The sequence below is a fragment of the Legionella antarctica genome, from assembly GCF_011764505.1.
Classification (GTDB): domain Bacteria; phylum Pseudomonadota; class Gammaproteobacteria; order Legionellales; family Legionellaceae; genus Legionella; species Legionella antarctica.
The window spans coordinates 245694-272470 of record NZ_AP022839.1; the positions used below are offsets into that span (position 1 = coordinate 245694).

Here is a 26777-nt window from a genome sequence, read left to right on the forward strand (position 1 = left end):
CTATCTTGTTATAACTTACAAAGTTTAGCGCGTTACACAAGGGTTTGTTTAGTTAATACATCCAGGGTATGAATTATTTTTTCTACAGTAATTCCTAAAAAGTTAAATGCATGGTCAGCCGGGGCTGAGACGCCAAAACAGTCTAAACCGATTACTGCACCGTCCAAGCCAACAAATTGATACCAATAGGCGCTACTGGCAGCTTCGATTGCTATGCGTATGCGAACGTTTTCTGGTAATACTTGATTCCTGTAAGCATGGTCTTGCGCCAGGAATCGTTCCCCACAAGGCATGGAAACGACTCGAACTTTTAGTCCATGGGATTTACCCTGTTCTGCAGCAGCAATTGCCAATTGCACCTCAGAACCGGTTGAGATGAGGATAGCATCAGGTTTGCCATCACAATCAACTATAATATACCCGCCTTTTTTAATTAATTCAGCAGAATCTGAGTGGTGTGGCAAGGCAGGTAAATTTTGTCTTGAAAGTAATAATGAACTGGGGCCATTATGATGTTCCAGAGCCTGTTGCCACGCAACGGCGGTTTCCAGCAAATCAGCAGGCCGCCATACAGTCATGCTAGGCGTCATTCGTAACATCGCAGCATGCTCTATAGGTTGATGAGTTGGACCATCTTCCCCCAAGCCAATTGAATCATGAGTAAATACATAAATGACTCGCTGCTTCATCAAGGCACTCAGACGCACCGCATTACGTGCGTAATCAGCAAAAACCAGAAAGGTTCCACCGTAAGGAATAAATCCCCCATGAACTGCCAATCCATTCATTATTGCTGCCATACCAAATTCGCGCACGCCATAATAAAGATAATTACCAGAAAAGTCGTTGGGGGAAATGGCTTTGCTACCCGACCAGTCTGTGTTATTGGAACCTGTAAGATCGGCTGACCCGCCAAACATTTCCGGCAATAAATTGGCGAAATGCTCAATGCATTGTTGAGAGGCTTTACGGGTGGCAATGGCTTTGTCTCTACTGAGACATTGTTTTAAGAAAGAGGCGGTCTTTTCATGCCAATTATCAGGCAGATCCCCGTTAATGCGCCGTAAAAACTCATAGTTTTTTTCAGGATAAAGCTGTTGGTACTTCTGTTGCAGCGTCAACCATTCCTGCTCCTCCTTTTCCCCTTGTTTTACGTGATTCCATTGTTGATAAATGGTATCAGGAATTTCAAAAGGAGCATGCTGCCAGTTAAAAAACTCACGAACTTTAGTGATATCATCAGCACTTAAGGGGGAGCCGTGTGATTTCTCACTACCAGCAACAGAGGAACCTAATCCAATGACGGTCTTACAGATGATTAAACTTGGTTGAGTGGTGTTAGAGCGAGCTTTAATGATGGCTTGCTCTATAGCATCCATATCATGGCCGTTTATTGCATCAATGACTTGCCAGTTATAGGCCCTAAAACGAGAGGCCGTATCATCGGTAAACCAGGATTCAACTTTGCCATCAATTGAAATACCATTGTCATCGTAAAAAACAATCAGTTTGCCCAAGCCTAAAGTACCCGCCAGGGAACAGGCTTCGTGAGAAATACCTTCCATCAGGCAACCATCACCAACAAAAGCATAAGTATGATGGTCTACTAAATGAACCTCATCGCGATTGTATTGGCTGGCAAGAATTTGTTCTGCAAGGGCCATGCCTACTGAATTTGCCAAACCCTGACCCAAAGGGCCGGTAGTCGTTTCAACGCCAGGTGCATGTCCCCGCTCGGGGTGGCCTGGTGTTTTAGAGTGGAGTTGACGAAAGTTTTTTAGTTCCTCAATAGTTAAATCATAACCAGTCAAATGTAGTAAGGAATAGAGCAGCATTGAACCATGACCATTCGATAATACAAAACGGTCTCTGTTAAACCAATAAGGGTTTTTAGGATTGAATTTTAAGAATTTTTTCCATAGCACGGTAGCTATGTCTGCCATACCCAAAGGCATTCCTGGATGACCAGATTGAGCCTGATTAACCGCATCAATACTTAATATGCGCAAGGTATTGGCTAATTCTTTAGAAAGATTCATGCATACTCTTCTACTTTTAAAATAAGGGGCTATTGTCTCTCAGAAGGCATAAATCAGCAAGAAACAGTTTGACTTTACTCACGACCAATGTAAATTTTATAGCGTAATGTTTATAAAATTTTACTTTTTGTTTACTTTTTGCCATAATGCCGTGGTTTTTTAACTTCAAAGTTGAAACTGGGGTTTACGGACAGCAAATCTAGAACACAAATAAATTGATATCCCAAGAATAAGTTTAGGAAATCATGACGGCAGTTATTAAACATTTACGAATCAATTTTGTTCAACTGCCTTATCCTGCAGCGGAGCACTCATTAAATTGGACCTTTGGTACCAGCATTAAAAAGCTAGGACCTGATTTTTATTCCAAAATAGTCACTAATCATCTCATGTTGAATTTGGAATACAGTATCTTATGCACTCAATTAAGACATAGTTTCTCTTTTCCTGAGCAAATCAGTCGGGATCAAGTCATTGAGCAGTTAACCGCAGCATTAATGCTTGCTGAATTATTAGAACATGTTTATTTACGTTATCTGATTGTTCCCCGAGAAGCGGCACGTCTCCGCAGACATCAGGAAGTGTACCGTAGTTTATTAACAGACATGGGCGAATATAGCTTTACGCCTCAACCGATTGCCTGCATCAATGTAGGCTTATCTTTGTCCCAGAAAGTACGAGAAGAAACCGCCCTGCTCAACTGGGTTAGACTGTTGTTAACCCGCATGAAACGAGTTTTGAATCTTCTTGATAAGGTTGGAACAGGTTCAGAAACCTATCGACGCTTTGTAGGTCTGTTGGATAAATATACTAATCCTTTCTTTGCTTATATGACTTGGTGCTTTTTTCTGCCACGATTTCTAACTAATCTTATTGTCATCTCCAAACATACACCTGCCTGGCCCTGGATGGAAGATGAGGAAAAAGAGCTGGATTGGTGGACTCGCCTGGTAGCACAATTAAAACGGCGTTGGTTTGACTTGGGTAATGACAGTGTCTGGATTACCATTGGATTATTAAACTGCTTTGTTTTTGTTGGCGTTTGGGCTCCTGTTGCTGTGTATGCATCCTTATTTGCTTTTGCTTTTGATGTAGTTAACTGCAGTGTGCGTGCGTATATTGAATTAAATCGAATAGTTAAACTACAAGATGAGTATAGGCAACTGTTACAACAAGAACAGAACCCTGAAAACATAAAAGCAATCAAGGATTATCAGCACTTCATCACCCTGCGCCTGGAGTATGAAAAAATGCGCTTAGGATTGGCAGTAGCCAATCAAATGGCGGTCTTTACTGTCATGTGTTTTGCTATCCCGCTTTTGGTAACCAACCCCGTAATTCCCTTAATTGGGGCTTTGCTATTAATTGCGATTTGGGTGGTCTGCTATTCCTTGACCCAATTCGTAGAGACATACAGACCCAATGATACAGTAGAAAAACCGTCCAATATTGCTACATTGGGGTTTTTTGCTGCGAAACCTAAAGAAGCCTCAGCCTTGCCTACTCAGCAAAAATCAACCCCCGAAGAAGACTATTCCGAGTTGAAAGAGTATTCATTCTGTTTCTAAAGTTATAGAGCCATTATCAATTGAATGTTATGCTTTAATTATACATTCATTTCAGAAGGTGTAACATGTTAGCAACTATTGGATTACCCCAATTCAGCCATATTGATATCAATGGATTCAAGGCTCATCTGGAAGCCATGTTGGAATATCATTTAGCACAAATTCAACGATTAATCAGCGAAAACCATTATTATACCTGGGATAATTTAATGTATCCTTTGGATGATTTAGCTGACGAGCTTGAGCGCTTTTGGTCTCCCATGTCTCATTTGCATGGAGTTATGGATTCGCCCGCATTGCGAGAGTGTTACGATGCTTGCCTTCCCTTATTATCTGCCTATGAGGCGGCAATTGGCCATAACCATCAATTGTACGAGGCAATCAGATCGATTGACACGGAGCACTTGGAGCCAGCACAGCAAAAAATTATTGCAGATAACATTCGTGATTTTGAATTATCTGGAGTTGGCCTGTCCAAAGAGGATAAAAAACGATTTGAAGCCATTCAAGCCCGTTTAGATGAATTATCAAATCAATTTAGCAATAACATTCTTGATGCCACTCAAGCCTTTACCTTGCATATTACCGACCCTGAACGTTTGCAAGGACTACCTGAGCATGCTTTAAACACAGCAAAAACACTGGCTGTTGAAAAGGGCTTGCCAGGGCATGAGTTAACTCTTGAGTTTCCTTGCTATCAAGCGGTGATGTCTTACGCCGAAGATCGCAGCTTAAGAGAAGAGATGCATCTGGCTTATGTAACCCGCGCTTCCGATACAGGTCCAACTGCGGAAAAATATGATAATACGTCATTGATCAATGAAATTTTGGCCTTAAGACATGAAAAAGCTCAGTTATTAGGCTTTAATAATTATGCTGAATTGTCTTTGGCAACCAAAATGGCAGAGTCACCCAAACAAGTTATTGAGTTTATGGAGGATTTGGTCAATAAGGCGCTTCATCAAGCCCAAAGTGAATTCAACCAGTTGACTCAGTTTGCTACAGAGAAACTTCATCTGAATAATCTACAACCTTGGGATGTTGGTTATTTGTCGGAAAAAAGAAGACAGGATTTATATACCTTGTCTCAGGAAGAGTTGCGCCCCTATTTCCCCCAGCCTAAAGTGATGCAAGGTTTGTTCAACATTACTAAAAAATTATATGGAATGACCATAGAGGAAATTAAGGAAGCCGATGTTTGGCATCAAGACGTCCAATGCTATGGTGTGATTGATGAGCATAATCAAACACGTGGTTTTATTTATACTGATTTATATGCCAGACCTCATAAGCGTGGTGGGGCATGGATGGACTCGTTACAAAGTCGCAGAAAACTAGAAAACGGCCACATACAACGTCCCATCGCTACGCTGACTTGTAATTTTGCCAAAACGTCTGTCGATAAGCCTGCAATGTTATCTCATGATGAGGTAATTACCTTATTCCATGAATTTGGCCACTGCCTGCATCATATTCTGACTCAGGTTGATTTCCTTGGTGGGTCTGGCATTAATGGTGTGGAATGGGATGCGGTGGAATTACCCAGCCAGTTTTTTGAAAACTGGTGCTGGGAGGAAGGGGCTCTTTCTTTGCTGACTTCCCACGTAGAAACAGGCGAAGTCCTTCCTGCCCCAATATTTGAGCGATTATTAGCAGCCAAGAATTTTCAATCGGCAATGGCCATGTTAAGACAAATTGAGTTTTCTCTATTTGATTTTCGTATCCACCAGGAATTTGAACCAGGTAAAGAATCACTTATTACCGACGTTTTGACAGACGTACGATCTAAAACCAGTGTCGCTCCTATTGCTCCTTATAACCGTTTTCAGCATAGCTTCAGCCACATTTTTGGAGGTGGCTATGCTGCAGGTTATTACAGCTACAGCTGGGCTGAGGTGCTATCCAGTGATGCCTTCTCCCGTTTTGAAGAGGAAGGGGTGTTTAATCAAAAAACAGGACGCGACTTTCTTAAATTCATTCTGGAAGTAGGTGGCTCCAAGAAAGCAGCAGAAGCGTATAAAGAATTCAGAGGACGCCCAGCAACGGTAGATGCCTTGCTCAGACATAATGGTATTTTGTGATAGTAATTAAAGTAACTTGACAAGAGCTATCAATCTATCGCAGCTTATCTTTACAAATCTTAGATATATAGATAAGAATTTAATGAGAAGCTGCGAATACCTCTTCATTTTATGTTATACTTAAAGTGTACAGAATTGGGGGCGACCTGGCTTCGACGTGGGTTGCAAAACCAGAGGTGCATGCCGAGAATGAGAACTCTCGTAAATCAGGCTCAAATAAATATAAATGCAAACGATGAAAACTTCGTAGAAGCTAACTTTGATGACGCTATTGCAGCCTAATCAACCTTAGTGGAAGCAATGTGTACTGGCCTAAACCCCAGTGCCCCGTTGACCGAGCTCGCTTATCGGTATCGAATCAACGGTCATAGAAGATAAGCTAGTGTCCTAATCCATCCCGGGTTAAGATGCGAAACTCAGGGAATCGCTGTGTCCTATCCTGCCCGTCGGAGAGTCCACAGTTAAATCAAATGACAAGGCTACGCATGTAGAACTGAAGGCAGAGGATTTGCGGACGCGGGTTCGATTCCCGCCGCCTCCACCAATTTAAGATTCAACAACACTCCAAAACAACCTAAAAACCCTGTGATTTTAACAAGTTACGGGATTTTTTGTGCCTATAACGCTCTACGACGTCCTATAAGATCCCTCTTTTTTAGTAGTGCTATTAGTAGTACCATAGCGATACTTCTAAAAGCGGTACTACTAATATGGCCAGAATAACCAAACCTTTAACCAATACCGAAGTAAAACAAGCAAAACCCAAAGAGAAGGTTTATTCTCTTTCGGATGGTGAAGGCTTACAACTTCGAGTAAAGCCCAATGGCTCCAAACTATGGCTATTTGATTATTACCGACCATTCACCAAGGTACGTACCTGCCTAAGTTTTGGTAGTTATCCTGAAGTAACTATTGCCGACGCGCGCAGCAAACGTAAATTCGCTAGAGAATTATTAGCTAAAGACATAGACCCAAAAGAACACCGTGACGAAAACGAACTCAAAAAAGAACGAGAACATGCAAACACCCTTAAACACATTGCCGCACAATGGCTAGAAGTCAAAAAGTCTAACGTATCAACCGACCACGCAAAGGATACATGGAGCTCGCTTGAGCTGCATATATTCCCCAGTCTCGGCAAGCTACCCATTCATAAAATTTCGGCCGTCAAAACAATCGAGACTATCAAGCCAATCGCTGCCAAAGGCAGTCTAGAAACAGTCAAGAGGCTTTGTCAGCGACTTAATGAAATAATGATATTTGCTGTCAATACTGGAATACTCACGGCTAATCCATTAGCAGGAATCAGTAAAGCGTTCCAAACACCGACAAAACAACATCTCCCAACACTCACGCCAGATCAATTACCAGAATTGATGCAAACAATATTCACTGCAAACATTAAGCGCACAACACGTTGTCTTATCGAATGGCAGCTACATACGATGGTGAGGCCTAGCGAAGCCGCGGGCGCTCGCTGGGAGGAAATCGACTTTGACAGTCAACTCTGGACAATTCCTGCTGAGCGAATGAAAAAGAAAAAGGAGCACATGGTTCCTTTAACCGACCAATGCATTGCCTTACTTGAGAGCATGAAACCTATGAGCGGGCATCGAGAACATGTATTCCCAGCAGATCGCAATCCACGCACCCATATCAATTCGAGCACCGCTAATGTCGCTCTTAAACGGATGGGCTACGGAGGCCAACTGGTTTCCCATGGTTTTAGATCATTAGCAAGCACCACTCTGAATGAGCAAGGCTTTGACCCCGACGTGATAGAAGCCGCCTTAGCTCACACGGGTAAAAACGAAGTGCGAAATGCCTACAATCGGGCAAATTATCTGGCACGGCGAAAACCAGTTATGGAGTGGTGGAGTAATCATATCGATCAGGCCGCGACAGGGAGCATGAGTATCAGCGGTAAAAAAGCACTCAAACTCGTAATGAGCCAATGACTAAGAGCGCTGGCTCGCCATCTCCCTAGCCAGTGCTTTCGCCAATTCAGCTACCCCACCAGCATCTACCTTATTTATACGCGGCTCTTTCAACTGTTTAAAAATATCCGCCTGCCTCGCCTCTTGCACTTTACCGTAACTGTAGAATGTAGTTAATACACCCTCGTGCCCCAAGTTTTGGCTCCACGCTTTAAACTCTTCAGCAGATTGACACAAGCTTTCACCTAACACTGCTAAGGTGTTGCGAAAACTATGTGGGTTAAAACTAGGCATTTCTGCTCGCACAAAAGCACATTTGAAAATCTTGCGTATGGCCGCAGCACTAGCCCAATGCTCATTCGTTAATCCATTAGCCTTAAAATCATTGTCCTCGCCTTGACTCATTTTTGTTTTGGGAAATAGCGGGGCATCATTACCCATCAAGCATTCATTTTTTAAATATGTCACCCAATCAAAAACAATAGCGCGAACATCATCACCGACAGGGAAAAAGCAGGTTATAAAGGTTTTACTGAACTTTGTGTTCACTTCCCTTGCATCTTGATATACCGTATCGGCATTAAAATCGACGTGCTTTAATTTCATCGAGGCTATGGCACTATCTCTGGCGCCAGTTAACAAGGTGAAAGCAATTAAAGCTCTATCTCGCTTTTCAATGAGAGTGTTACTGGGCATCACTGTCAGCACATGCTTAATTTGCTCTATTGTTGCTACAGACTGTTGGCGTTTAGCTGTAGCGGTACGAGTATCCTTTTCCGACAGGTTAAAGTACTGCGCGTCAGAATACTTAATTCGCGATTTATAACCAGTTTCCTGTGACAGCCATTCGACAAAGGTTTTTAAATGCCTCACCGCACCATTCAAAGTGGATAGGCTTAACGGCTTACCCGTCTTATGGTGCTTTTGACCAGCTAAGTATTTTTTAAAACCAATCGCCTGTTCAAAGTGAAACGCCTTAAAATCTTTGTATTGATTATAAGTTTCAAAGCGGGCGATCGCCTTAGCCACCGCGTCTATCGATGCTTCATTTTGCCCCTTAGCTTGTTTTAAAAAGACCAAGTATTTGCGTTTAATTCGTTCGTTATTCGTATTATGTTTTCTCATGGTTTCGACTCACTATTTAAGGCCACTGTTTTAGAGAGGGTTATCACTATCGTTTATATGCTCCAAACCCTTCGGCTTTACGAGGTCAAAAATCAGTGCGTATTTCTCTAAACTGGCATAACCGATAAACTTATTTACTACCCCTTCACACGTAAAACAGAAACCACTCAATCGCCCTTTAGTTGCCGTCAAGGGTAAATATTCCACAAAATTTTCAGCGGTTGGAGTTGGTTTTTTACACCGCATACAATAGAACTCATTTGGCTTACATTTCTGTTTTTTTGCTTGTCGCTGCATTTGTAAATATAACTTCGCATCTGCCCCTAAAATTAAGTACGGCCGCATATCTTTTAGGCAAGGCAAGCCGTTATTTATCCAAGCGGCGACCGTATTTTTATGCACCCCGTAAACAGCAGCCAACTCTTCATAGCTGTAACTGCGATTGATCTTTACTTTATTGGGGTTGTAATTAGCCATGGTCGTTAATCCGACTAGCTTCAATTTTTTCTAATACCCACTCATCAATATCTTGTTGTAACCAACCCACCGAACGCCCGCCTAAAGAAATAGAATCGGGGAACTCATGGTTGGCAATGCGTAAATAAATTGAGCTACGTGATAAACCCGTTTGCTTAATAACATCTGGGAGTCTTAAAATGATATGTGACATTGTGGAACCTCTTTAGCGTTGTTAGGAATGAGGTTCCATAGTGATTGGGCGATTTGGGCGAAAAAAGGCTGATAACAAACGCAGCTACCTATGTGTACGTTATACATACCCTAATAGATTCAATGGATGGGGCTAAACAACAAGGTTATAATCAATCGTGAATGATCATTTTTTAACGAACAAATTCTCTGTCAATCAATAGGTTATATTGTGTGAAAAGTTTCCGCCCAACTTTTTTAGTTTTTCATATTTCTTCTGATGGTTTCTGAGTCTTTGCCTTTACCCATAGCCATCTTAGATATCTGTTTTGAAATCCAAGAGTCAGATTGTTTTGGATTTTCTCGCTTTAGTTTTTTATATTGATCTTGCCAATCACCATACATGGCTTGGGTAGCCAGCTTTCTAGTTTGCTGTTTATCCGAATTGGCAGTGTAAACTTTACTTTTACTCAGTGGGTTGGCGTTGAGTGCATCATTAATTCTTAGGGTATCAATGACTAGCTGACTGTCTTCGACATACAGTAGTTCGCTAACCAGTATCGAGCGCTGATTAATAACAACAGAAAGCGGGTTTATAGCCAACACTGCCGCCCGCCGCCCTTTTTTGCTGTTAAGCATACCAAGGGTATAGCTGGCTGTTTCATTTTGATATTGAGGCTTAGCATTAAACCCCAACAGTTTTGTAATCACAGCAGCCACTTGCTTGATATTAAGCTGCCACTGATTAAGCCGTGCCAAGCTAACAGCGATACGCCCCATTTGTTCTTGTTGCTCGGGATGGTCACACACAATAAAGGCTCGAAGGGTATCTTCGGTAAACGCTACCGGCATAAAACAGCCATACTCACAACCAGTACATTGAAGTGATTGTGCCTGTACATCCTTAACCAGCAGCCTAGCCTGTTCTAGCGTATTTAACAGACTGCTAGGCCATTGCTGAACTTCATCAAAGCCAACGTTTAAGGAATCGCCAACCGTGCTTAAACGGGTTAATGCTTCGCTTAATAGTTGGTTTTCATCTAGCGTCATTTAGGCCGTTACCGCTTTTGGCTCAAGGCCTGATAGCACAAGCATTTGTCGGATTTTTAGATCATTGCCGTCGTGGTTTAGCGCACATGAATTTGGGTAGGTAATATTCACACGCCTAGATTTAGCCTTTGCACCACCCACTGGCTCAAAGGTTACTTTTAAACTAAGTTGGGTTACGTCATACGGGGATAGATTCAATCGCTCTAGTAAGCTATGCACCGACCTATTATCTTTATATGGATCAGCCTCAACCACAATACGCTTTTTCCGATCTCCTTTTAACGTTACCCGTAGGCTAGTAACTAATACGCTAGTAATACCTGAGGTTGGCTCAATTTTGAATTCAAAGCCATTCTCCAATACGGGGTTTAGCTCATAAACACGTCTGTCCTTTTGCCATTCGGACAAGCCATCAAGCTTTAAAATGTGTTTAGCAAATAGCTCTTGTAAATCGGGTACTGCTTTGCCATTTTTAGGGGCGTATATATCTAGCGAACCTTCAGCTTCACAATACACAAAAATAATCTCAAATGCTGGGTGATGCGCTTGGTTTTTTAACGCTCCTTCCACCCATTCAATAGCAGTTTGTGCAAAGTCCTCTGGGTAAGCAAACAAATACTCTTTTTGATTGCGGCGATATGACTCAACAATACAGTTTTTACCCCGTCCCTCCCTGCACGAAAAATAGCTACTAATGGCTGTTGCTAGGGCGTCAGTATCACAATCTTCAAGCTGTGGCGGTAAATTCAGAAAATCATTGCGTTTTTTCCAATACGACGCACTTATGTTATCGGCGTGCAAAAACATCGCGGCACCCCGCCAATAACTAGGTTTGTTGAGAAAAGCCCAAATAGCCTTGGCGTGAAAGCCGTCTATAGCAGCGATTTCCTCAATAAAGGCGTCGTCATTATGAAAGCTTGCCTCGTCAACCAGAGCTAAAATACCACCCTCACAGGCCAAGGCATTTACATCTTGAAACTCGGCCTCTATATTCGTTATTTGGTTGGGGAAAAGTTTGTTAAAGGCGCTTTGCAGGGTATCGGAATCTTGTTCTTTTAGTTGACTAACATTCACATCAAGCTGAATGCCCTTGGCTTCAAAAAATTTAGCTAGATACAAATTAGGCGTTTTTCTAAAAAACTGTCGGTTTGAATATTGTGCTGCCATAGCGTTAACATCCTTTTTTATTCGCTGACGTTACACGTCTTTCACGATGACTTGACCGTTCATTAGCATGGGGAGAAGCCAGTCACGCAACTCCGTTAGCTCCTTACTTTCCAACTCTAAAAGATCTTGGCGATCAAAAATACAATTAACTTTTGATACATAGCTCTCGACAATATCGCATTCGGGCAAGCAAATTTTTACGGTCTTTAAAACTGAGCCTGAAACCTCTTTAAACGTTGACCCTGAGGAGTATTGAACAATAGCTTTCATAGAGTTTTTAACTGCATAATAAATGTAATGCATTGAGTACCCTTTATTCGGAATAAAAGATTTAAAACCTTGATTCGTCGTTAAAGGTTCGCGAGCTATTGCCATATAACCAATCGGTGCTCGCGAACTCATTAATATTGTGTTTTTTGGGTACAATTTCAATGACGCAGACTTAACTCCTTCAGCACTTACGTCTTGCCCACCACGAGCAATAAATTTGTTTCCGGTATTGTTAGACAAATCCTTTGGGGTAATCCAAGGAGTTCCTTTTTCTTTGAAGTTTTCAGCTTGCTTTGTCGATGGTGTACTACCACCTACAATTTCTCCCAGATCATGTAACGTACCGTCAGACCAGCTCTCAGGAATTTCACACTTTAATGCTTCGTTGTAGACCATTTTTCCACCCGAGGATTTGTAGGGCTTGCCGTTGGCATTGGGGAAGTCGAATTGTACAAACCAATAGTCGTAGATGAGCTTAGCCATGGCTTCTAGCTCGGTATTTATTTTGTTGTTTAAAGATATTTTTTTGTCTAAATCTCGCAAAACTTTCGAAATTTTCTTCTGTTCAGTTAATGGAGGAATACTTATCTCGAACTCTGAGCAATCAGGCACTTTTATATGGCTAACAGTGGAGCCGGTATTATTATGACGCCTGAACTGATATTGTAAATCTGGAGAAAGAAAGGCATATAGCAGATAGTTTGAATCAAGCCTTTGAGGATTAACTCTGTATTGCATGATTCTTTGGCCAAGAAATACAGTGTCTTGAAAATTTACTAGGCCAACTTCACCCATCGGAGCCTCGCGAGTTAAGAGTATGTCGCCTTTGTCAACTGTTGCGCGGCGTGTCCATTTTTCATACGTGTCTTTAGTAACATTACGGCAGCCACTCAGATTGACAACCCCATTTTTGATGTTAGGAGAACGAATCATCTTAAAAGGTGTTTCATATTCAACTGTTGGGGCTGTTTTGTTAACACAATCCACGATTATCTCGCATAGCTCAGAAACTTTAACTCTTGGCCAGTTAACAATCATGCTTCAACCCCGCCAATTGTTTTTTAATATCCCTTTCAAGTTCGTGTGATTGATTGAACATCTGATCCAAACTCTCAGTGATATTTTTTATCTTCTTATCAAACTGATCTGGAGTAATATCCACAAACTCAACCTTCATATCAAAATACTGCCCCGCACTTAAGGAGTAATTTTTCGCGGCAATTTCGTTATAACTCACCACCATCGAAAAATCATCCACAGCGTCTTTGCTATTAAATGCGTTGATGATTTGCTCTTCTTCATCGTGACTAAGTACAGTCTTCTGATTTTTACCTTCTTTTACCGTAGTACCTAGGCTGGAGGCATCAATCAGTATCACATCTGCTTCATTGGTTTTATCGATAAAGAGTATCGAGACGTTGGTGCCGGTATTGGCAAAGATATTGGAGGGCATACTCACTACTCCTGCCAGCATTTTTTCGTCTACCAATTTTTGACGGATTCTTTTATCAATACCACCTTGGGCGGTAATAAAACCTGTAGGCACAACAACGGCAGCTTTGCCCTTATCTTTTAGCGAATAGATAATATGCTGTAAGAACATTAAATAAATCGCCATGGACTCCTTTTTCTTAGGTGGCACTGGGGGAACACCGGCAAAAAAGCGATCGTGGTTTTCTTTGCTTTCTAAGTCTGCACTATAATCAGAAAAATCGAGTTTGAATGGCGGGTTGGAGACGATGTAATCAAACTGCTCTAGGCTGCCATTGTCTTTTTTATGATAGGGCTCCAGTATAGTATTGCCCTTAATGATGTTGTGTATGGAGTGCACTAAGTCATTAAGTATCAGGTTTAAGCGCAATAACCCTGATGATTTTTGCGAGATATCTTGCGAATAGATGGTGCATTTGTCTTCACCTATCTCATGGGCGAGGTTCATTAACAAGGTGCCCGAGCCTGCCGAAGGATCATAGCAGGTCACATTTTGGACTTTTAGGCCTTCCTTTTTTGGCACTAAACAACGCGCCATAATTTTAGCCACCGCGTGCGGGGTGAAGTACTCGGCATATTTGCCGCCACTGTTGGTGTTGTAATCTTTAATCAGATATTCAAAGATGGCGGCATAAAAATCAAATTTCTCGTTAAAGATATGTTCAAAGCTAAAGCCTGTGAGCTTATTGACAATGGCTTTACAAAAATCATCGCGTTTGTCAGTGACGTATTTACTTAGGTTTGTCAATCAGCATCCAATTTTGACCCTCAAACCGCATCCAAAATTGACCCTCAAAAACATATCACATTGATTATTTACTTTACTGTTTTAGCTTCGATTTTTAAAGCGATAACTTTCATTTCCAGTCTCAACAATAGAGCAATGATGAGTCAATCTGTCCAGCATGGCTGCGGTCATTTTTGTATCACAAAACACCTTTGGCCATTCACCAAAATTTAAGTTTGTTGTAATGATTAATGATGTTTTTTCATATAATTTGCTAACTAAATGAAACAACAGAGCTCCGCCCGCTTCAGAAAATGGTAAATATCCAAGCTCATCCAGGACAATAGCATCAAAATTTTGCAGGCGATTAGCTAGCCGTCCTGTATTAACTTGTTTTTTTTCTTGTTCTAATTTGTTGACCAGATCAACAACATTATAAAAACAAGCCCGCTTTCCTTGCTTAATTAAATTAGTTGCTATAGCAATAGCTAAGTGCGTTTTACCAGAGCCCGTGCCACCCACAAAAATAATATTGCGCCCAGCATCAACAAAGCTCCCTGCGTGCAATAAACTTATTTCTTCTTCATTAACAGGATGTTGCGTAAAATCAAATTGGCTTAAATTACGATTGACCGGGAATTTTGCGACACTCAGTTGATAATTAATAGCACGCGTTTTGCGTGTTATTTGTTCTGCTTCTAATAGCATAGATAACCACTCATAATGAGTTAGTTTCACCAAAGGCTTCGACTCTTCATAGGCTAGCAACCTATCTAACATGCCTTGTAATTTTAATATCTTAAGCAACTCAGATAATTTAGTGAATGGCATGATTTGCTCCCGTTAAGAGTAAATTATATTTATGACAATTACTTGTGGGTTCTTCCTTTAAGATTAATCCAGCGGGCATTGTCGTTGCTTGAGGAAGTGCTGTAGGCCGTAATCGATGCAACGCATTAAGAATATAATCACGGCTAACCACCTGCTCTGTTAGCGCTAATTCACAGGCTACACTCACCGCCTCAATGCCATGCTCACTCATTGCCAACAGCACCTCAACGCATTCTCTGTCACCACCACGGCGCTTCATGAGAATGCTTTTGATTTTTAAAATGGCTGGTGGTAATTGCCAGTCTTTGAATGGAGCACCATTGCGTAATGCCCCTGGCTTGCGCTCCAGTAAAGGTAAATAATGCCATGGATTAAACAGTGTTTTATTGCGGCCAAAGGTGCGTTGGTGGCAACCGATGGACTCATTACCTGAAAATACCTCTATAGTTAATGCGTATATCCTGAGCGTCACCATCTGGTTGGCATAGGCACAATCAACGCTATAACGATTTCTATCGCAATGAATCAAGCAGGTTGAATGTACTAGAGTTGAAACTTCTTTATACCCATCAAATGGATGATTTAACGCTCTAAAATGAGTTCTTTCTTCTTGAAATACAGCGTCAACAGTTAGTTCTTGTTGTTCTGGGTGATGCCTTTTCTCGGCCAATAATTGGCATTGCTGCTGAAGATGTTCATTTAATAACGACAAGGTTTCATATTTAAGACGTGGTTTAAATACCCAGTCACGTACATTATCAACTTGATTTTCAATCTGCCCCTTTTCCCATCCGGCTGCGGGATTGCAGGCTGTAGGTTCAATTAAGTAATGATCCATTAATGCCAAAAATCGCCGGTTAAAAGCACGCTCCTTACCCTTGAAAACACTATCTACCGCCGTTTTCATGTTGTCATAAATACCTCTTAGCGTTAAGCCACCAAAAAATTTGAAGGCTAAATTATGCGCATCAAATAACATTTCTTGAGTTTCTCGAGGATATGCTACAAGAAAAAATTTACGGCTGTAGCTTAAACGAAATTGAGCTACTTTGATTTTTTGAACAACGCCTGCAAGCTCTACAGTTTCTTCACTCCAATCAAACTGATAGGCCTCTCCGGGATGATAGTATTGTGGAATATAGGCTTTTAATGACTCTCGACTCGTACAGCGCCATACTTTAACAAAACGCTGGACACTATCATAAGAACCGCAATAGCCACTTTCTTTTAGTTGAGTGTAGTACTTCATTGCACTACGGCGTTCCTTTTTCGATAACTTGTGGTCGTTGTTCAACCATGATACCAACGTCTCTTTGAAGATATTCAGTGCAGGTAGTGGTTGAATGGAGCGTTGATAATTTTTCCCAGACTTTTCTGCTCGGATTACCCGTCTAACTGTATTACGCGATAATCCTGTTGTGCGAACAATTTCCGCAATAGTTAATTTTTGCACATGAAACATGCGCCTAATTTTTGCTTCTGTTTCCATGATCAACATCCTCTAATTCCCTCTAGATTATTAAAATCTAGAGTACACGTTTTACTCGATTTTAGAGGGTCAAAATTGGATGCTGATTTACCCTAAAAGGGGGTCATTTTTGCATGCTGATTTACAACTTAGGTTTTCAAATAGAATGATTTTTTCACCGCCATTAGTCAGCACTGAGAAGATATCGCTGTTATCACGGGCAATATCAACTAAGGTGGTATCGAAAATATCGGCAAAGTTTGGTTCGTTTTGCCTGGCAAATAGCGTCGAAATAAAATGGTCAGAACTGATACGAGCAGTGCTTTCGCTTAGCTGCATCATTAGCATTTCGTATTCATCGTCGTTTAGGGCTTTAAGCGCGTCTTCCCAATTTTCTGCATTACCGATGGTGTCATCCAGTTGTTTAATTTCATAGACAAATTTATCGTTCAGGAATTTATACAAAAATACCTGCGTGATGATTTTAAATTCGTTGCCGTCGTTACCTAAGCCGTAGTTAGCGCAGACGCTTTTTAGATCGTCGATAAGCTTTTTGGTTTGCTGTGCAAATTGCTGCGTTGTAGACATTATTTTCTCTAAATACGTGGGCTAAAATCAGATGTTATATGGTTGTTGTGTATTATAGTCAAGCCGTTTTCATGCCACCCTACCATAGTATTCATTCATGTACTCTTTCACTATTAAGCGGTTGATTCGTTTGGTTGCAGTAGCCGTTAAGGGTATGTGCTGTTTGTTTTTAAATTGATCGATAACAACGCGCATAACCATTTTTTCAACAAAGCTTTCATTGTCTAGCATTTTGGCATTTCGCTGTATTTGATGGTCTACTTCGGTTTTTAAGCCTTTAAGGGCGTCAAAGAGTTTACTTTCGCTATTGGTTAATGGGTCTTTTTCCATCAGGCGCTTGTGCAATCGGGCATATTTTTCGTCGTTGTCATATTTAGCTCTTAATAACTGGTTTTTACGTTCTAACTCTTTGGCTTGATTATATATCTCGTTTAACGCTTTAATATTGCTTTCCATTTGCTCTTTAGTGACCTCGCTTAGGTTCTTCTTTTTAAATAAGCGTTCAAGCTCTTCTTTTAGGGTAATAAATTCGGGATCTCGCGGGTCAAAATTATCACCTAGGCCTTCGCGTGTTCTTTGAAGGGTGTCTTTTAGCTCATCAGCTAGAACCATCTCTTCTTCACTGATTTTAGTAAACGCGAAGATAACGTCTTCTAGGGCGACATTAAGTAGGTTTGAGGTATCAATATTGTTTTCTAGCGCTTCTTTGGTATTGATAAGAGCTAGGCGCCTATCGGCCTCTCCTGATAATACATTGAGTGTTTTAAAATCTAGCCTTTCCAGCATCTCAAAATCGCCGGACAAGCGGATAAGATTATATAGGCTCTTGGCGTTGTTTAAGGCGTGGGTGATTTTTAACATTTCATTACGCGAATTGATTTGTGTAATTTGATCCGAGAACACCTCGGCATTAATCGTGTCAAAATGGAACAAGACCTCTTTGATCTCTTGTATTTCTTCCAGAATTTCTTCTTGTGACTTAAACAGGTTGCTATAGTGCTCTATTTCATCGCCGAGTTCAGATTGTAATTCTTTAAAATAATCTTTGTTCGTTTTTTCAAACTCACTTTCTATGTCGGCAAAGTCCACTACATAGCCGTAGTTAAAATCTTGGTAGGGGCGGTTTACACGGGTGAGGGCTTGCAATAGGTTGTGGGCTTTAATTACGCGCCCCATGTAAAGCTTTTTCAGGCGTGGTGCGTCGAAGCCAGTGAGTAGCATGTTAAATACAAACAGAAAGTCGATTTTTCCTTCCTTGAAGTCTTCGACCAACTGTTCGCGCTCTTTTTTGGTGCCAATATCATGCAGGATAATGGCGGAGGTAGTCACTTGGCTGTCTTGTTTTTTCTTGGCGTTATATGTGGGTTGTGGTTCGGCGACCATAAGGTAAGGTGTTGGCTGCTCTTCTACTAATCCTGATTTGACGTATTGCGCTTGAAAAATGTCATACATCATTTTAGCTTGCTCAGAAGAATCACAGACTACCATGCCGCCGATGGTGTTGTCGTTCATGGATATACGGGCTTGTTCAAAGTCTTTGACGATGTAATCTAGCATAGGCTCAACAAACTTTTCGTGAGCGTAAACTAGCTTTTTATCTGCATTACCTTTTAGAATTACGATTTCTTCAAGGGTTTTTTGTAAGTTGAGTTTATAACTTGTTTCAATATCTTCACGAATTAAACGCAGGGTATAGCCATCTTTAATGGATGCGTTGTAGTAGTACTTGTGTATATAACCGCCAAACAGCAATTTAGAATTATATTCCTCACCCAATAATGGCGTACCCGTTAAACCGATTTTGATTGAATTACGGTCGGCTTGCTCCAAATTAGCTAAAAAGCTGCCTTTAGGATTATAGCTACGGTGCACTTCATCTAAAAAGAATACCCGCTGAATATTGAGGTTATAGTCGCCGTTGTTAATGACGCTGGGGTCATCTTTAAACTTTTGAATATTGACGACAGTGATTTCGGCTTTGCCGCTGTTATTGTGTATGGCGGCTGGTTTTTTGATATCTCTGGCAAAGGCTTCTCGCGAATCGATATTGTGTACGACTAATCCACGCGCCTTAAACTCTCGCCCTGCTTGGATAAGCAAATCAAGCCTATCCACAATAAAGTAAAACTTGGCGATGACGTTTTTATTTTGAAAGTAGTGTGAGAGATATTTAACGTTGTAGTAAGCTAGTGCCGTTTTACCGCTGCCTTGGGTGTGCCAGATAATGCCTTTTTTAATACCTTCGTCGAGCTTTTGTTCTATGGCTTTAGTGGCGAACATTTGGGGGTAGCGCATGATGTGTTTTTGTAGACCAGTGCGTTCTTTAACATAGGCCAAACCAAACTCAAGTAAAAAGGCTAGGCGATCACGTTGAAATAGCGAGGTACAAATACGGTTTGTGGGGGTGTCTGGGCGTTTGTTTTTAGCAAACTCTGGCGATTGTTTTATACTCAATAGGTTATTGTCTTTGAGTATAGCGGTTTCCTCGTCATCATCGACCGTAGCAAGTAAGGTATCTAAGTCAAATTTTTGCTCTTCTCGGAAATAATTAAATGTGGGCTTTTGATAGGACGCACTAGCATAAAACGCACCCTCAATAGGCATGGGCGAGCTATCGTCATACTCCATGTTGTTGGAGAACACCATTAATTGGGTAAGATTAACGAATTTTCTAAACTTCTTGTTTTGAAAACGAGTTTGCATACGCTTGTGCTCGGCTAAGATACCGTCGCGGTTGTTTGGCCGCTTCACCTCTATAAACGCCAGTGGCAACCCATTAATCAATAAAATAATATCTGGTCGAAATTCATCATCGTCTTTTTTATAAGGTAACTCGGTGACAATATTGAAGGTGTTGTTATTAAGGTCTTCCAAATCAATGAGACGTATGCCGGATTTATCTATGAGCTTTTCATAGAAGGCTTTGCCTAGGTCTTCATTTTCAAGGGTAAGTGACACATCAGTAAGATATTGCTTGGCTTCTAGGTCGTTTAGCGTGGGATTGATACGTTTGATGCTTTGTAAAAAGATGCCTGTAAAGATGTTGGTTGATTCGTCCCACGTGACCTTTGGATCTTTTAGCGACAGATAGCCATAGCCCAAACGCATCAAATGCAGGATTGTAGGTATTTTTACGCGTGAATCTTCGTTGAACTTCATCTTTTAAAGCACCCTTACTATTTCTATTCCGCTAATAAAATTCATAAAACTCATCATTCACTTATTCGTTTATCGGCAACCGTAACGGCACTCTCTAGTACTGCATTGTTTTGATTTGATGTAAAATCAGAATCAGTGGCACTTGGCACGGTCACCAATTTATGCTGCCTTGCATAATTAACCACTAAAGCCTCTATCATCGAGGCAATTGAGCGACATTCACGCTCAGCACCTAAGCGCATTAATTCCTTAATTTCAGGAGTAGTACGAATCGAAATACTCATTTTCTTGTTTCGAGCCATGCGCAGTCCTATAGGGTAAAGTATGCATATAATGTACTGCCTTTTGCATTACCAAGCAATAACCGGCTCTTGATTATGACTAAATTAAATAACGGTGATTATGTATTGTTTTTTTGCTCATTGAAAAAGTCATACTTTGCCACCATTTAGACCAGATAACATAACAAAATAGGGGAATACTTAGAGCGATGGGTAACTGGTTTTTGACTGGCCTTGGTTGGTTTGCATCTTCAGCAGGATCACCCCGTATTCTAAATTCTAGAATATGGAATGAACGTGTGAGGTTTTTTTAGGAACTCGAATTATATGCCCCAAATTGGCGATAACACCCTGAAGTTTAAAAGCTGATAGCGTCGACGTATTGGTTGTGGAAATACTGAGTTGATATTTGAGGAGGTCAATGCCAAATAGTTCTAAGCAATAATCAAATACCCATTGATTCAATTAAGGTTATCGTTGAAAATCATAACCATTCTTAATTCCAATAAAAATCTTATGAAAATAGAAGTCATTAATACCTTAACCAATAATTTTGAGATGCATGCCCAACAAACTGAGGAAGGCGTAGAGTTTTGGCTAGCTCGAGATCTGCAACAATTATTAGGTTATGACAAATGGGTTAATTTTTTAAATGTTATTTCTAAGGCGAAAATAGCTTGCGAAGCATCTGGCCATACGGTATCTGATCATTTTGCCGACGTCGGTAAAACGATCCAAATGCCCAAAGGTGCTCAAAAAACAATTGAGGATATTATGCTTACGCGCTATGCATGTTATCTCATTGCTCAAAATGGTGATCCTAAAAAACAAGAAATAGCCTTTGCTCAAACCTACTTCGCAATACAAACAAGGCGAGCAGAATTAATTGAGCAACGACTTCTAGATGCAGAGCGCGTGTCTGCACGCAAGAAATTATCAGATACTGAAAAAGAGTTGTCCCAAGTAATTTATGAGCACATAGGGGGAAATCAGGATTTTGCTATTATTCGTAGCAAGGGAGATCAAGCTCTATTTGATAAATCAACCCAAGCTATGAAAGCGCAATGGAAAGTACCAGCAAGTCGTTCCTTAGCTGACTTTGCTCCCACCATCATTTTAAAAGCTAAGGATTTTGCTGCGGAAATTACCATTTTTAATGCAAGAGAACATGGTATGAAGACTGATGATATTTCACGCGAGCATATCACCAATAACAAAGCAGTACGTAAAACGCTTTTAGAACGCGGTATTCGTCCAGAAACCCTTGCTCCTGCAGAGGATGTTAAAAAAGTTGAACGACGTTTGGTCTCTGAGGATAAAAAATCTTTAAAAAAACCAGACGGACTCTAAGCATGCGGATATATTTTTATCGAGTAAAAAAATATCCCCAGATCATGCATTTAATAATGCAAATTAATGCGCCAGTCTTTTAGAATCAGGGTGATTTTCAACCAAACGTGAAGAGTACCAAAAAACCGTGACTTTTCCTTTTAGTAGTACCGATAGCAGTACCGACACAATATAAAATATTTTTATGTGTTAAATATCAGAAAGATAGGCCGCAAAAACAGTTCCCGCCGCCCCACCAATTTATCATTCAAGAACATCCAATACCATCTTATAACCCTTGATATAAAAGGGTTTATGCCTTAATCTCCATCCCATAATGTTTAATAAGTACCCCCAACAGCCAATACTTTATTGGGGTATATCTGGGGGTACTTCGACAAGTTGTGATGGAGATACCCCCAAATGGCACTAACTAATGTCAAAGTACGTACCACCAAAAGCCAAGAAAAAGCATTTAAGCTTTCAGATGAGAAAGGCTTATATCTTTATGTTACCCCGAAGGGAAGTCGCTACTGGCGCATGAAATACCGCTTTGGTGGCAAAGAAAAATTGCTTGCTTTAGGAATATATCCCGATGTCTCGCTTGCCAAAGCTAGAGAAAAGCGTGATGAGGCTAGAAAGTTACTTGCAGATAATATTGATCCTGGTGAACACCGCAAGGTAATGAAAACTGCTACAGCAGATCGGGCAGCAAATAGTTTTGAACTTGTAGCCCGTGAATGGTTTGCCAAGCATTCAGTAAATTGGGTTGCCAGTCATGCCGATAAAATCATTCGTCGTCTAGAGCGCGATGTTTTCCCATGGCTAGGCGTAAAGCCCGTAGCGGAAATTACATCCCCAGATTTATTAGCAGTACTTCGGCGCATAGAAAACCGTGGAGCAATAGAAACTGCACATCGAGCAATGGGGAATTGTGGGCAAGTATTTCGTTATGCCGTTGCAACTGGACGAGCTGAGCGTGATCCTTCTCAGGATTTAAAAGGTGCATTACCTCCAGTTAAAGGTAAACATTTTGCTGCTCAAACAAATCCAGAACAATTCGCACAATTACTAAGAGCCATTGACAGTTATGAAGGAACCTTAATTGTACGCTGTGCTCTACGTTTGGCGCCCCTTATCTTCGTTCGCCCTGGTGAGTTACGTCATGCTGAATGGTCAGCTGTTGATTTTGAAAAAGCAGAATGGAGCTATATCGTTACGAAAACTAATACCCCCCATGTTGTACCTCTTTCAAAACAATCGTTAGCTATTTTACAAGAATTGTATCCATTGACAGGGGGTGGTCGATATGTGTTCCCAAGTGCGCGCAGCAGTCATCGACCCATGAGCGATAATGCAATTTTAGCAGCACTTCGGCGTTTAGGAATAAGTAAAGAAGAGGCTACAGGTCACGGATTCAGGGCTACTGCAAGAACACTGCTTGATGAGGTATTAGGAGTGCGTCCAGATTTTATCGAACATCAACTAGCACATGCTGTTCGTGACCCTAATGGACGCGCCTATAACCGTACTGCTCATTTACCCGAGCGAAAAAAGATGATGCAAGATTGGGCTGATTATTTGGATTCAATAATAAAAATAAACTAAGGGCTAACAATGATAAACATTCATGATCTTTTCCTGATAGAGAGTATGGAAGAGGCTAAAAAGATATTACGTATGGGGTGTAATAATGAGTTGCAGCTATATGTGATCAATCAGCATAATAATTTACCTTACAAACTTACATTAGGTGATTTAGATAAAGTTCGTTCTTCCGTTCCAGAAAGAATTGAAATTGTCGTACAGTTTGAGGAATGCAATCCCTTCACAAAAATATTAGATTCTTATAATTTACCGCAAAATGTTAGCTACCTTGATTTGAGAATTGAAAAATCAAAGTACAAAGAAATTGTTGAATCAAAAACTCCTTCAAAGGAGGCTAAATCTTATATAACCCCAGCGTTAGAATTAATGTATAAAGCAATCGATGAGTTTTGGCTGAATTTTGACCCCAGTCATCCTCCAAAAAAAGAAGCAATTATAGAATGGATTGAAAAACAGGGTGCTACTCAACGGGTTGCTAATGCAATTGATACGCTTATCCGTCCCGAAAAATACAGATCAGGCGGGAACAAATAAAAAATTTTTTATTTAAAAAAACTGGTGGGTGTACACCCATCAGAATCCTTGATGCATATCGAATTATACAGGGAGTGTACACTATAAATTTAAATAAGAGTGCAACCCTTTACGCCCCTCTTATGCCCTTACTGAAGGTCTAATTTTCAGTTCTAATGGCGTTTTCCATGGCAATTCAAGGAGCGCCTAAATGCCAGAGTTATCCAATCTCAAATATCAAACCAAAATACTCAGATTACCAGTTGTGAAAGAATATACGGGTCTATCACGATCATCGATTTACCTCAAAATGGCTCAAGATAATTTTCCAAAATCAATTTCTTTAGGCTCACGAAGTGTTGGATGGATTGAAGAGGAAATAACCGCTTGGATAGAGGAACGTATTCAATCAAGCCGAATGAATGGGGGTGATAAATGAAGATAGAAAGAAACCCTCAATTCGTTGGCGCAACGAGGGCTTACAAAACAAACGTAGATAGCAATTTAAAAATTATTGGGCGTAAATTTGATCGTTCATTACTCCCAACACCTGCCGCCTATTATAGTAAACAATTTCAAAACTTGAAGATTAAATCTGAGTGGGTCAAGGTTCGATGCTGCTTTCATGATGATTCAACTCCAAGTCTAAGCATTAATATGGTTAATGGACATTTTCGGTGCTTTGCATGTGGTACAAAAGGAGGCGATGTACTCGATTTTCATAGGCTTCGCTACAAACTTGGCTTCACGGATGCTGTTAATCAATTAGGAGCGTGGGGCCATGGATAAAGAAACATTAAAGCCAATAGCAAAAAAACTTGCTGGACACTATGCCAAAAATGAGCTTAATGAAGGGTATATACCACAGGCACTGCATGTGTACGATGACGATAAAGGGAATGTAATCTACATTAGGATTCGTTTAAAGCATCCTGACGGGAGAAAATGGATCAGGCCATTTCATTTTTGTGCAGACAAAAACGTATGGATTTTTGGTGAGCCTAAACTCAAAACACTAAAGCCTTTGTATCACTTAAGCAATTTGGTGAAAAATTCTCAAGGACATGTTTGGATTGTGGAAGGAGAGTATAAGGTAGACTGCCTTGAGCGCTTAGGGTTTATAGCCACGACATCAAGAGGAAGCAGCAGCATTGCCGCGGTAGATTGGGAACCACTTCGGGGTAGAAACATTATTATTTGGCGAGATTTCGATGACTCAGGCCTTTGTTATGCGCAGGAAGTATCTAGCCTTTTAGAATCGCTCAATTGTCGTATTAGGTATGTTGATGTAGCAGAGCTTGGATTGGCAGAAAAATGTGATGTAGTAGATTGGCTAAAAATGAATCCTGAGGCTAATCAAGAAACCTTATATGGACTACCTTTTATTGATGAGCTGCCAATTGAGATGGCGCAAGCACATGAATGGCCTGAACCATTGGCTCTAACGACAACAATAGAACAACAAGACTACCCATTGGATGTATTGCCATTAATCATTCGTGAAGCAGTGATAGAGGTTCAAAGTTACACAAAGGCTCCTATGGCTTTGGTTGCAGCATCAGCATTGAGTTCTATTTCATTGACGTGCCAAACATACATTGATATTCAACGTGATGGAAAATTATGCGGCCCAACAGGGTTGTTCATGGTCACTATCGCGGATTCAGGAGAAAGAAAGTCTACGTGTGACAATTTTTTTACTAAGGCTATTTACGAATACGAACAAAGCAAAGCAGTGAAAGCAAAGTCGTTGATTAAAAAATATGATGCACAAAAAGAGGCTTGGCAGGCGCAATGTGATGGAGTAAAGAATGAAATCCGAAAAAAAGCGGCCAAAGGAGAATGCACACAAGATCTAGAATCTAGATTGGTTTCTCTTGGATTTACAAAACCAGAACCACCGAAAGTGCCAAGACTTATTTATTCTGATGTAACACCAGAAGCATTGAAAAGCAATTTAGCGATGGTTTGGCCATCTGCGGGCATCATATCTAGTGAGGGAGGGATTGTTTTTGGTGCTCATAGCATGAATAAAGATACCGTGATGCGCAATTTGGCAACGTATAACCAAGGATGGGATGGAAAAGGCATTCCCACAGACAGACGCACGTCTGAATCATTTGGGGCACAAGAAGTTAGACTAACTATGGCTGTGCAAGTCCAAGAAATTACTATCAAAGAGTTTACTTCACGACTTGGCTCTTTAGCTCGTGGGATTGGGTATTTTGCACGGGTTCTCTTTTCATGGCCAGCATCAACACAAGGTCAGCGTTTTTTTACAGCAGCTCCTGAATGGTGGCCACATCTTGCCATATTTCAGCAGCGTATTACACAAATCCTAAATAGTCCGCCGCCTATAAAAAATGATGTGTTGACGCCTAAGCTCATGTCATTAGCACCTTTAGCAAAATTAGCATGGATTAAGTTTCATGACACCATCGAAGGTGAATTGCATCAGGGTGGGGATCTTTATGAATTTAGGGATGTTGCATCTAAATTAGCAGATAATGCAGCTCGATTGGCGGCATTGCTTAGCTTCTTTGAATTTGGTGATAGCGAAGAGGTTAGTGCCGAGTCATTTGATGGAGCAAGTTTGATTGCTCTATGGCATTTAAATGAATCCAAAAGATTTTTTGGCGAACTTTCACTTTCGCCGGAACTTGCCAGTGCAGACCGCTTAGAAGGCTGGTTAATCAGGTATTGCAAGAAAAATAAGGTGCACGCAGTACCCACATCAGCTGTTCTTCAAAATGGCCCATCCTGTGTCAGAAAGACCTCAGATATGAGATTAGCCTTGTGTGAATTGCAGGAAAGATATAGGGCGCGATTGAACATTGATACAACCCCAAACTGCATTGAATTAAACCCTGCGTTGCTTAACAAAAACGAGAGTTGAA

The 26777-nt window shown here is 40.9% G+C and carries 22 protein-coding genes and 1 other RNA gene; 10 read left to right on the forward strand and 13 right to left on the reverse strand.

Features of this window, described 5'->3' with window-relative positions; genetic code table 11:
* Nucleotides 1-32: 32 nt before the first annotated feature.
* Nucleotides 33-2039, reverse strand: a complete 2007-nt coding sequence (tkt, locus tag HRS36_RS01275; protein WP_173235794.1) for a transketolase — start codon at nucleotides 2037-2039, stop codon at nucleotides 33-35.
* A gap of 245 nt (nucleotides 2040-2284) precedes the next feature.
* Between tkt and HRS36_RS01280 the strand changes: the two genes are divergently transcribed.
* The 4 genes from HRS36_RS01280 (at nucleotide 2285) to HRS36_RS01295 (ending at nucleotide 7646) form a co-directional block, all read left to right on the forward strand.
* The gene (locus HRS36_RS01280) at nucleotides 2285-3607 is read left to right on the forward strand and encodes a hypothetical protein (protein WP_173235796.1); all 1323 of its coding nucleotides are present in this window, start codon (nucleotides 2285-2287) and stop codon (nucleotides 3605-3607) included.
* A 65-nt stretch (nucleotides 3608-3672) separates the two neighbouring features.
* Nucleotides 3673-5688: a M3 family metallopeptidase gene (locus tag HRS36_RS01285; RefSeq protein WP_173235798.1), complete on the forward strand. Its 2016-nt coding sequence runs from the start codon at nucleotides 3673-3675 to the stop codon at nucleotides 5686-5688.
* A gap of 137 nt (nucleotides 5689-5825) precedes the next feature.
* Nucleotides 5826-6232: a transfer-messenger RNA gene (gene ssrA, locus HRS36_RS01290) on the forward strand.
* Between the two features lie 166 nt (nucleotides 6233-6398).
* The gene (locus HRS36_RS01295) at nucleotides 6399-7646 is read left to right on the forward strand and encodes an integrase domain-containing protein (protein WP_173235800.1); all 1248 of its coding nucleotides are present in this window, start codon (nucleotides 6399-6401) and stop codon (nucleotides 7644-7646) included.
* On the opposite strand, the gene HRS36_RS01300 is transcribed toward HRS36_RS01295, so the two are convergent.
* From HRS36_RS01300 to HRS36_RS01355, 12 genes are all read right to left on the reverse strand, one after another.
* Nucleotides 7647-8750, reverse strand: coding sequence for a tyrosine-type recombinase/integrase (locus tag HRS36_RS01300; RefSeq protein WP_173235802.1), 1104 nt, complete (start codon nucleotides 8748-8750; stop codon nucleotides 7647-7649).
* A 30-nt stretch (nucleotides 8751-8780) separates the two neighbouring features.
* Complete coding sequence (locus HRS36_RS01305; RefSeq protein ID WP_173235804.1) at nucleotides 8781-9227, reverse strand: helix-turn-helix domain-containing protein; 447 nt, start codon at nucleotides 9225-9227, stop codon at nucleotides 8781-8783.
* Nucleotides 9220-9420, reverse strand: coding sequence for a helix-turn-helix transcriptional regulator (locus HRS36_RS01310; RefSeq protein WP_173235806.1), 201 nt, complete (start codon nucleotides 9418-9420; stop codon nucleotides 9220-9222). The genes HRS36_RS01305 and HRS36_RS01310 overlap by 8 nt, the downstream gene beginning before the upstream one ends.
* Nucleotides 9421-9656: 236 nt before the next feature.
* Complete coding sequence (locus HRS36_RS01315; protein WP_173235808.1) at nucleotides 9657-10448, reverse strand: hypothetical protein; 792 nt, start codon at nucleotides 10446-10448, stop codon at nucleotides 9657-9659.
* Complete coding sequence (locus tag HRS36_RS01320) at nucleotides 10449-11615, reverse strand: hypothetical protein (RefSeq protein ID WP_173235810.1); 1167 nt, start codon at nucleotides 11613-11615, stop codon at nucleotides 10449-10451.
* A gap of 30 nt (nucleotides 11616-11645) precedes the next feature.
* On the reverse strand, nucleotides 11646-12923 hold the full coding sequence (locus tag HRS36_RS01325; protein ID WP_173235812.1) for a restriction endonuclease subunit S: 1278 nt from the start codon (nucleotides 12921-12923) through the stop codon (nucleotides 11646-11648).
* Nucleotides 12913-14124, reverse strand: a complete 1212-nt coding sequence (locus HRS36_RS01330; RefSeq protein WP_173235814.1) for an HsdM family class I SAM-dependent methyltransferase — start codon at nucleotides 14122-14124, stop codon at nucleotides 12913-12915. The genes HRS36_RS01325 and HRS36_RS01330 overlap by 11 nt, the downstream gene beginning before the upstream one ends.
* Before the next feature lie 81 nt (nucleotides 14125-14205).
* The gene (gene istB, locus HRS36_RS01335; RefSeq protein ID WP_173235816.1) at nucleotides 14206-14934 is read right to left on the reverse strand and encodes an IS21-like element helper ATPase IstB; all 729 of its coding nucleotides are present in this window, start codon (nucleotides 14932-14934) and stop codon (nucleotides 14206-14208) included.
* On the reverse strand, nucleotides 14921-16432 hold the full coding sequence (istA, locus tag HRS36_RS01340) for an IS21 family transposase (protein ID WP_197933184.1): 1512 nt from the start codon (nucleotides 16430-16432) through the stop codon (nucleotides 14921-14923). Before istA ends, istB begins: the two co-directional genes overlap by 14 nt.
* A 78-nt stretch (nucleotides 16433-16510) precedes the next feature.
* The gene (locus HRS36_RS01345) at nucleotides 16511-16990 is read right to left on the reverse strand and encodes a hypothetical protein (RefSeq protein WP_173235818.1); all 480 of its coding nucleotides are present in this window, start codon (nucleotides 16988-16990) and stop codon (nucleotides 16511-16513) included.
* A gap of 69 nt (nucleotides 16991-17059) precedes the next feature.
* The gene (locus HRS36_RS01350; protein WP_173235820.1) at nucleotides 17060-20149 is read right to left on the reverse strand and encodes a type I restriction endonuclease subunit R; all 3090 of its coding nucleotides are present in this window, start codon (nucleotides 20147-20149) and stop codon (nucleotides 17060-17062) included.
* A 53-nt stretch (nucleotides 20150-20202) separates the two neighbouring features.
* Nucleotides 20203-20451, reverse strand: a complete 249-nt coding sequence (locus HRS36_RS01355) for a hypothetical protein (RefSeq protein ID WP_173235386.1) — start codon at nucleotides 20449-20451, stop codon at nucleotides 20203-20205.
* A 456-nt stretch (nucleotides 20452-20907) separates the two neighbouring features.
* Between HRS36_RS01355 and dinD the strand changes: the two genes are divergently transcribed.
* The 6 genes from dinD (at nucleotide 20908) to HRS36_RS01385 (ending at nucleotide 26776) form a co-directional block, all read left to right on the forward strand.
* Nucleotides 20908-21780 (forward strand): DNA damage-inducible protein D, encoded by an 873-nt coding sequence (dinD, locus tag HRS36_RS01360; RefSeq protein ID WP_226905539.1) that lies wholly within the window; start codon nucleotides 20908-20910, stop codon nucleotides 21778-21780.
* Between the two features lie 402 nt (nucleotides 21781-22182).
* Nucleotides 22183-23367 (forward strand): tyrosine-type recombinase/integrase, encoded by a 1185-nt coding sequence (locus HRS36_RS01365; protein WP_173235821.1) that lies wholly within the window; start codon nucleotides 22183-22185, stop codon nucleotides 23365-23367.
* Between the two features lie 45 nt (nucleotides 23368-23412).
* A complete protein-coding gene (locus tag HRS36_RS01370) occupies nucleotides 23413-23901 on the forward strand; it encodes a hypothetical protein (RefSeq protein ID WP_173235823.1) in 489 nt (162 codons plus the stop codon).
* A 190-nt stretch (nucleotides 23902-24091) separates the two neighbouring features.
* The gene (locus tag HRS36_RS01375) at nucleotides 24092-24319 is read left to right on the forward strand and encodes a helix-turn-helix transcriptional regulator (protein ID WP_173235825.1); all 228 of its coding nucleotides are present in this window, start codon (nucleotides 24092-24094) and stop codon (nucleotides 24317-24319) included.
* Complete coding sequence (locus tag HRS36_RS01380) at nucleotides 24316-24669, forward strand: CHC2 zinc finger domain-containing protein (RefSeq protein ID WP_173235827.1); 354 nt, start codon at nucleotides 24316-24318, stop codon at nucleotides 24667-24669. The genes HRS36_RS01375 and HRS36_RS01380 overlap by 4 nt, the downstream gene beginning before the upstream one ends.
* Nucleotides 24662-26776 (forward strand): YfjI family protein, encoded by a 2115-nt coding sequence (locus HRS36_RS01385; protein ID WP_173235829.1) that lies wholly within the window; start codon nucleotides 24662-24664, stop codon nucleotides 26774-26776. The genes HRS36_RS01380 and HRS36_RS01385 overlap by 8 nt, the downstream gene beginning before the upstream one ends.
* Nucleotide 26777: the final 1 nt, after the last annotated feature.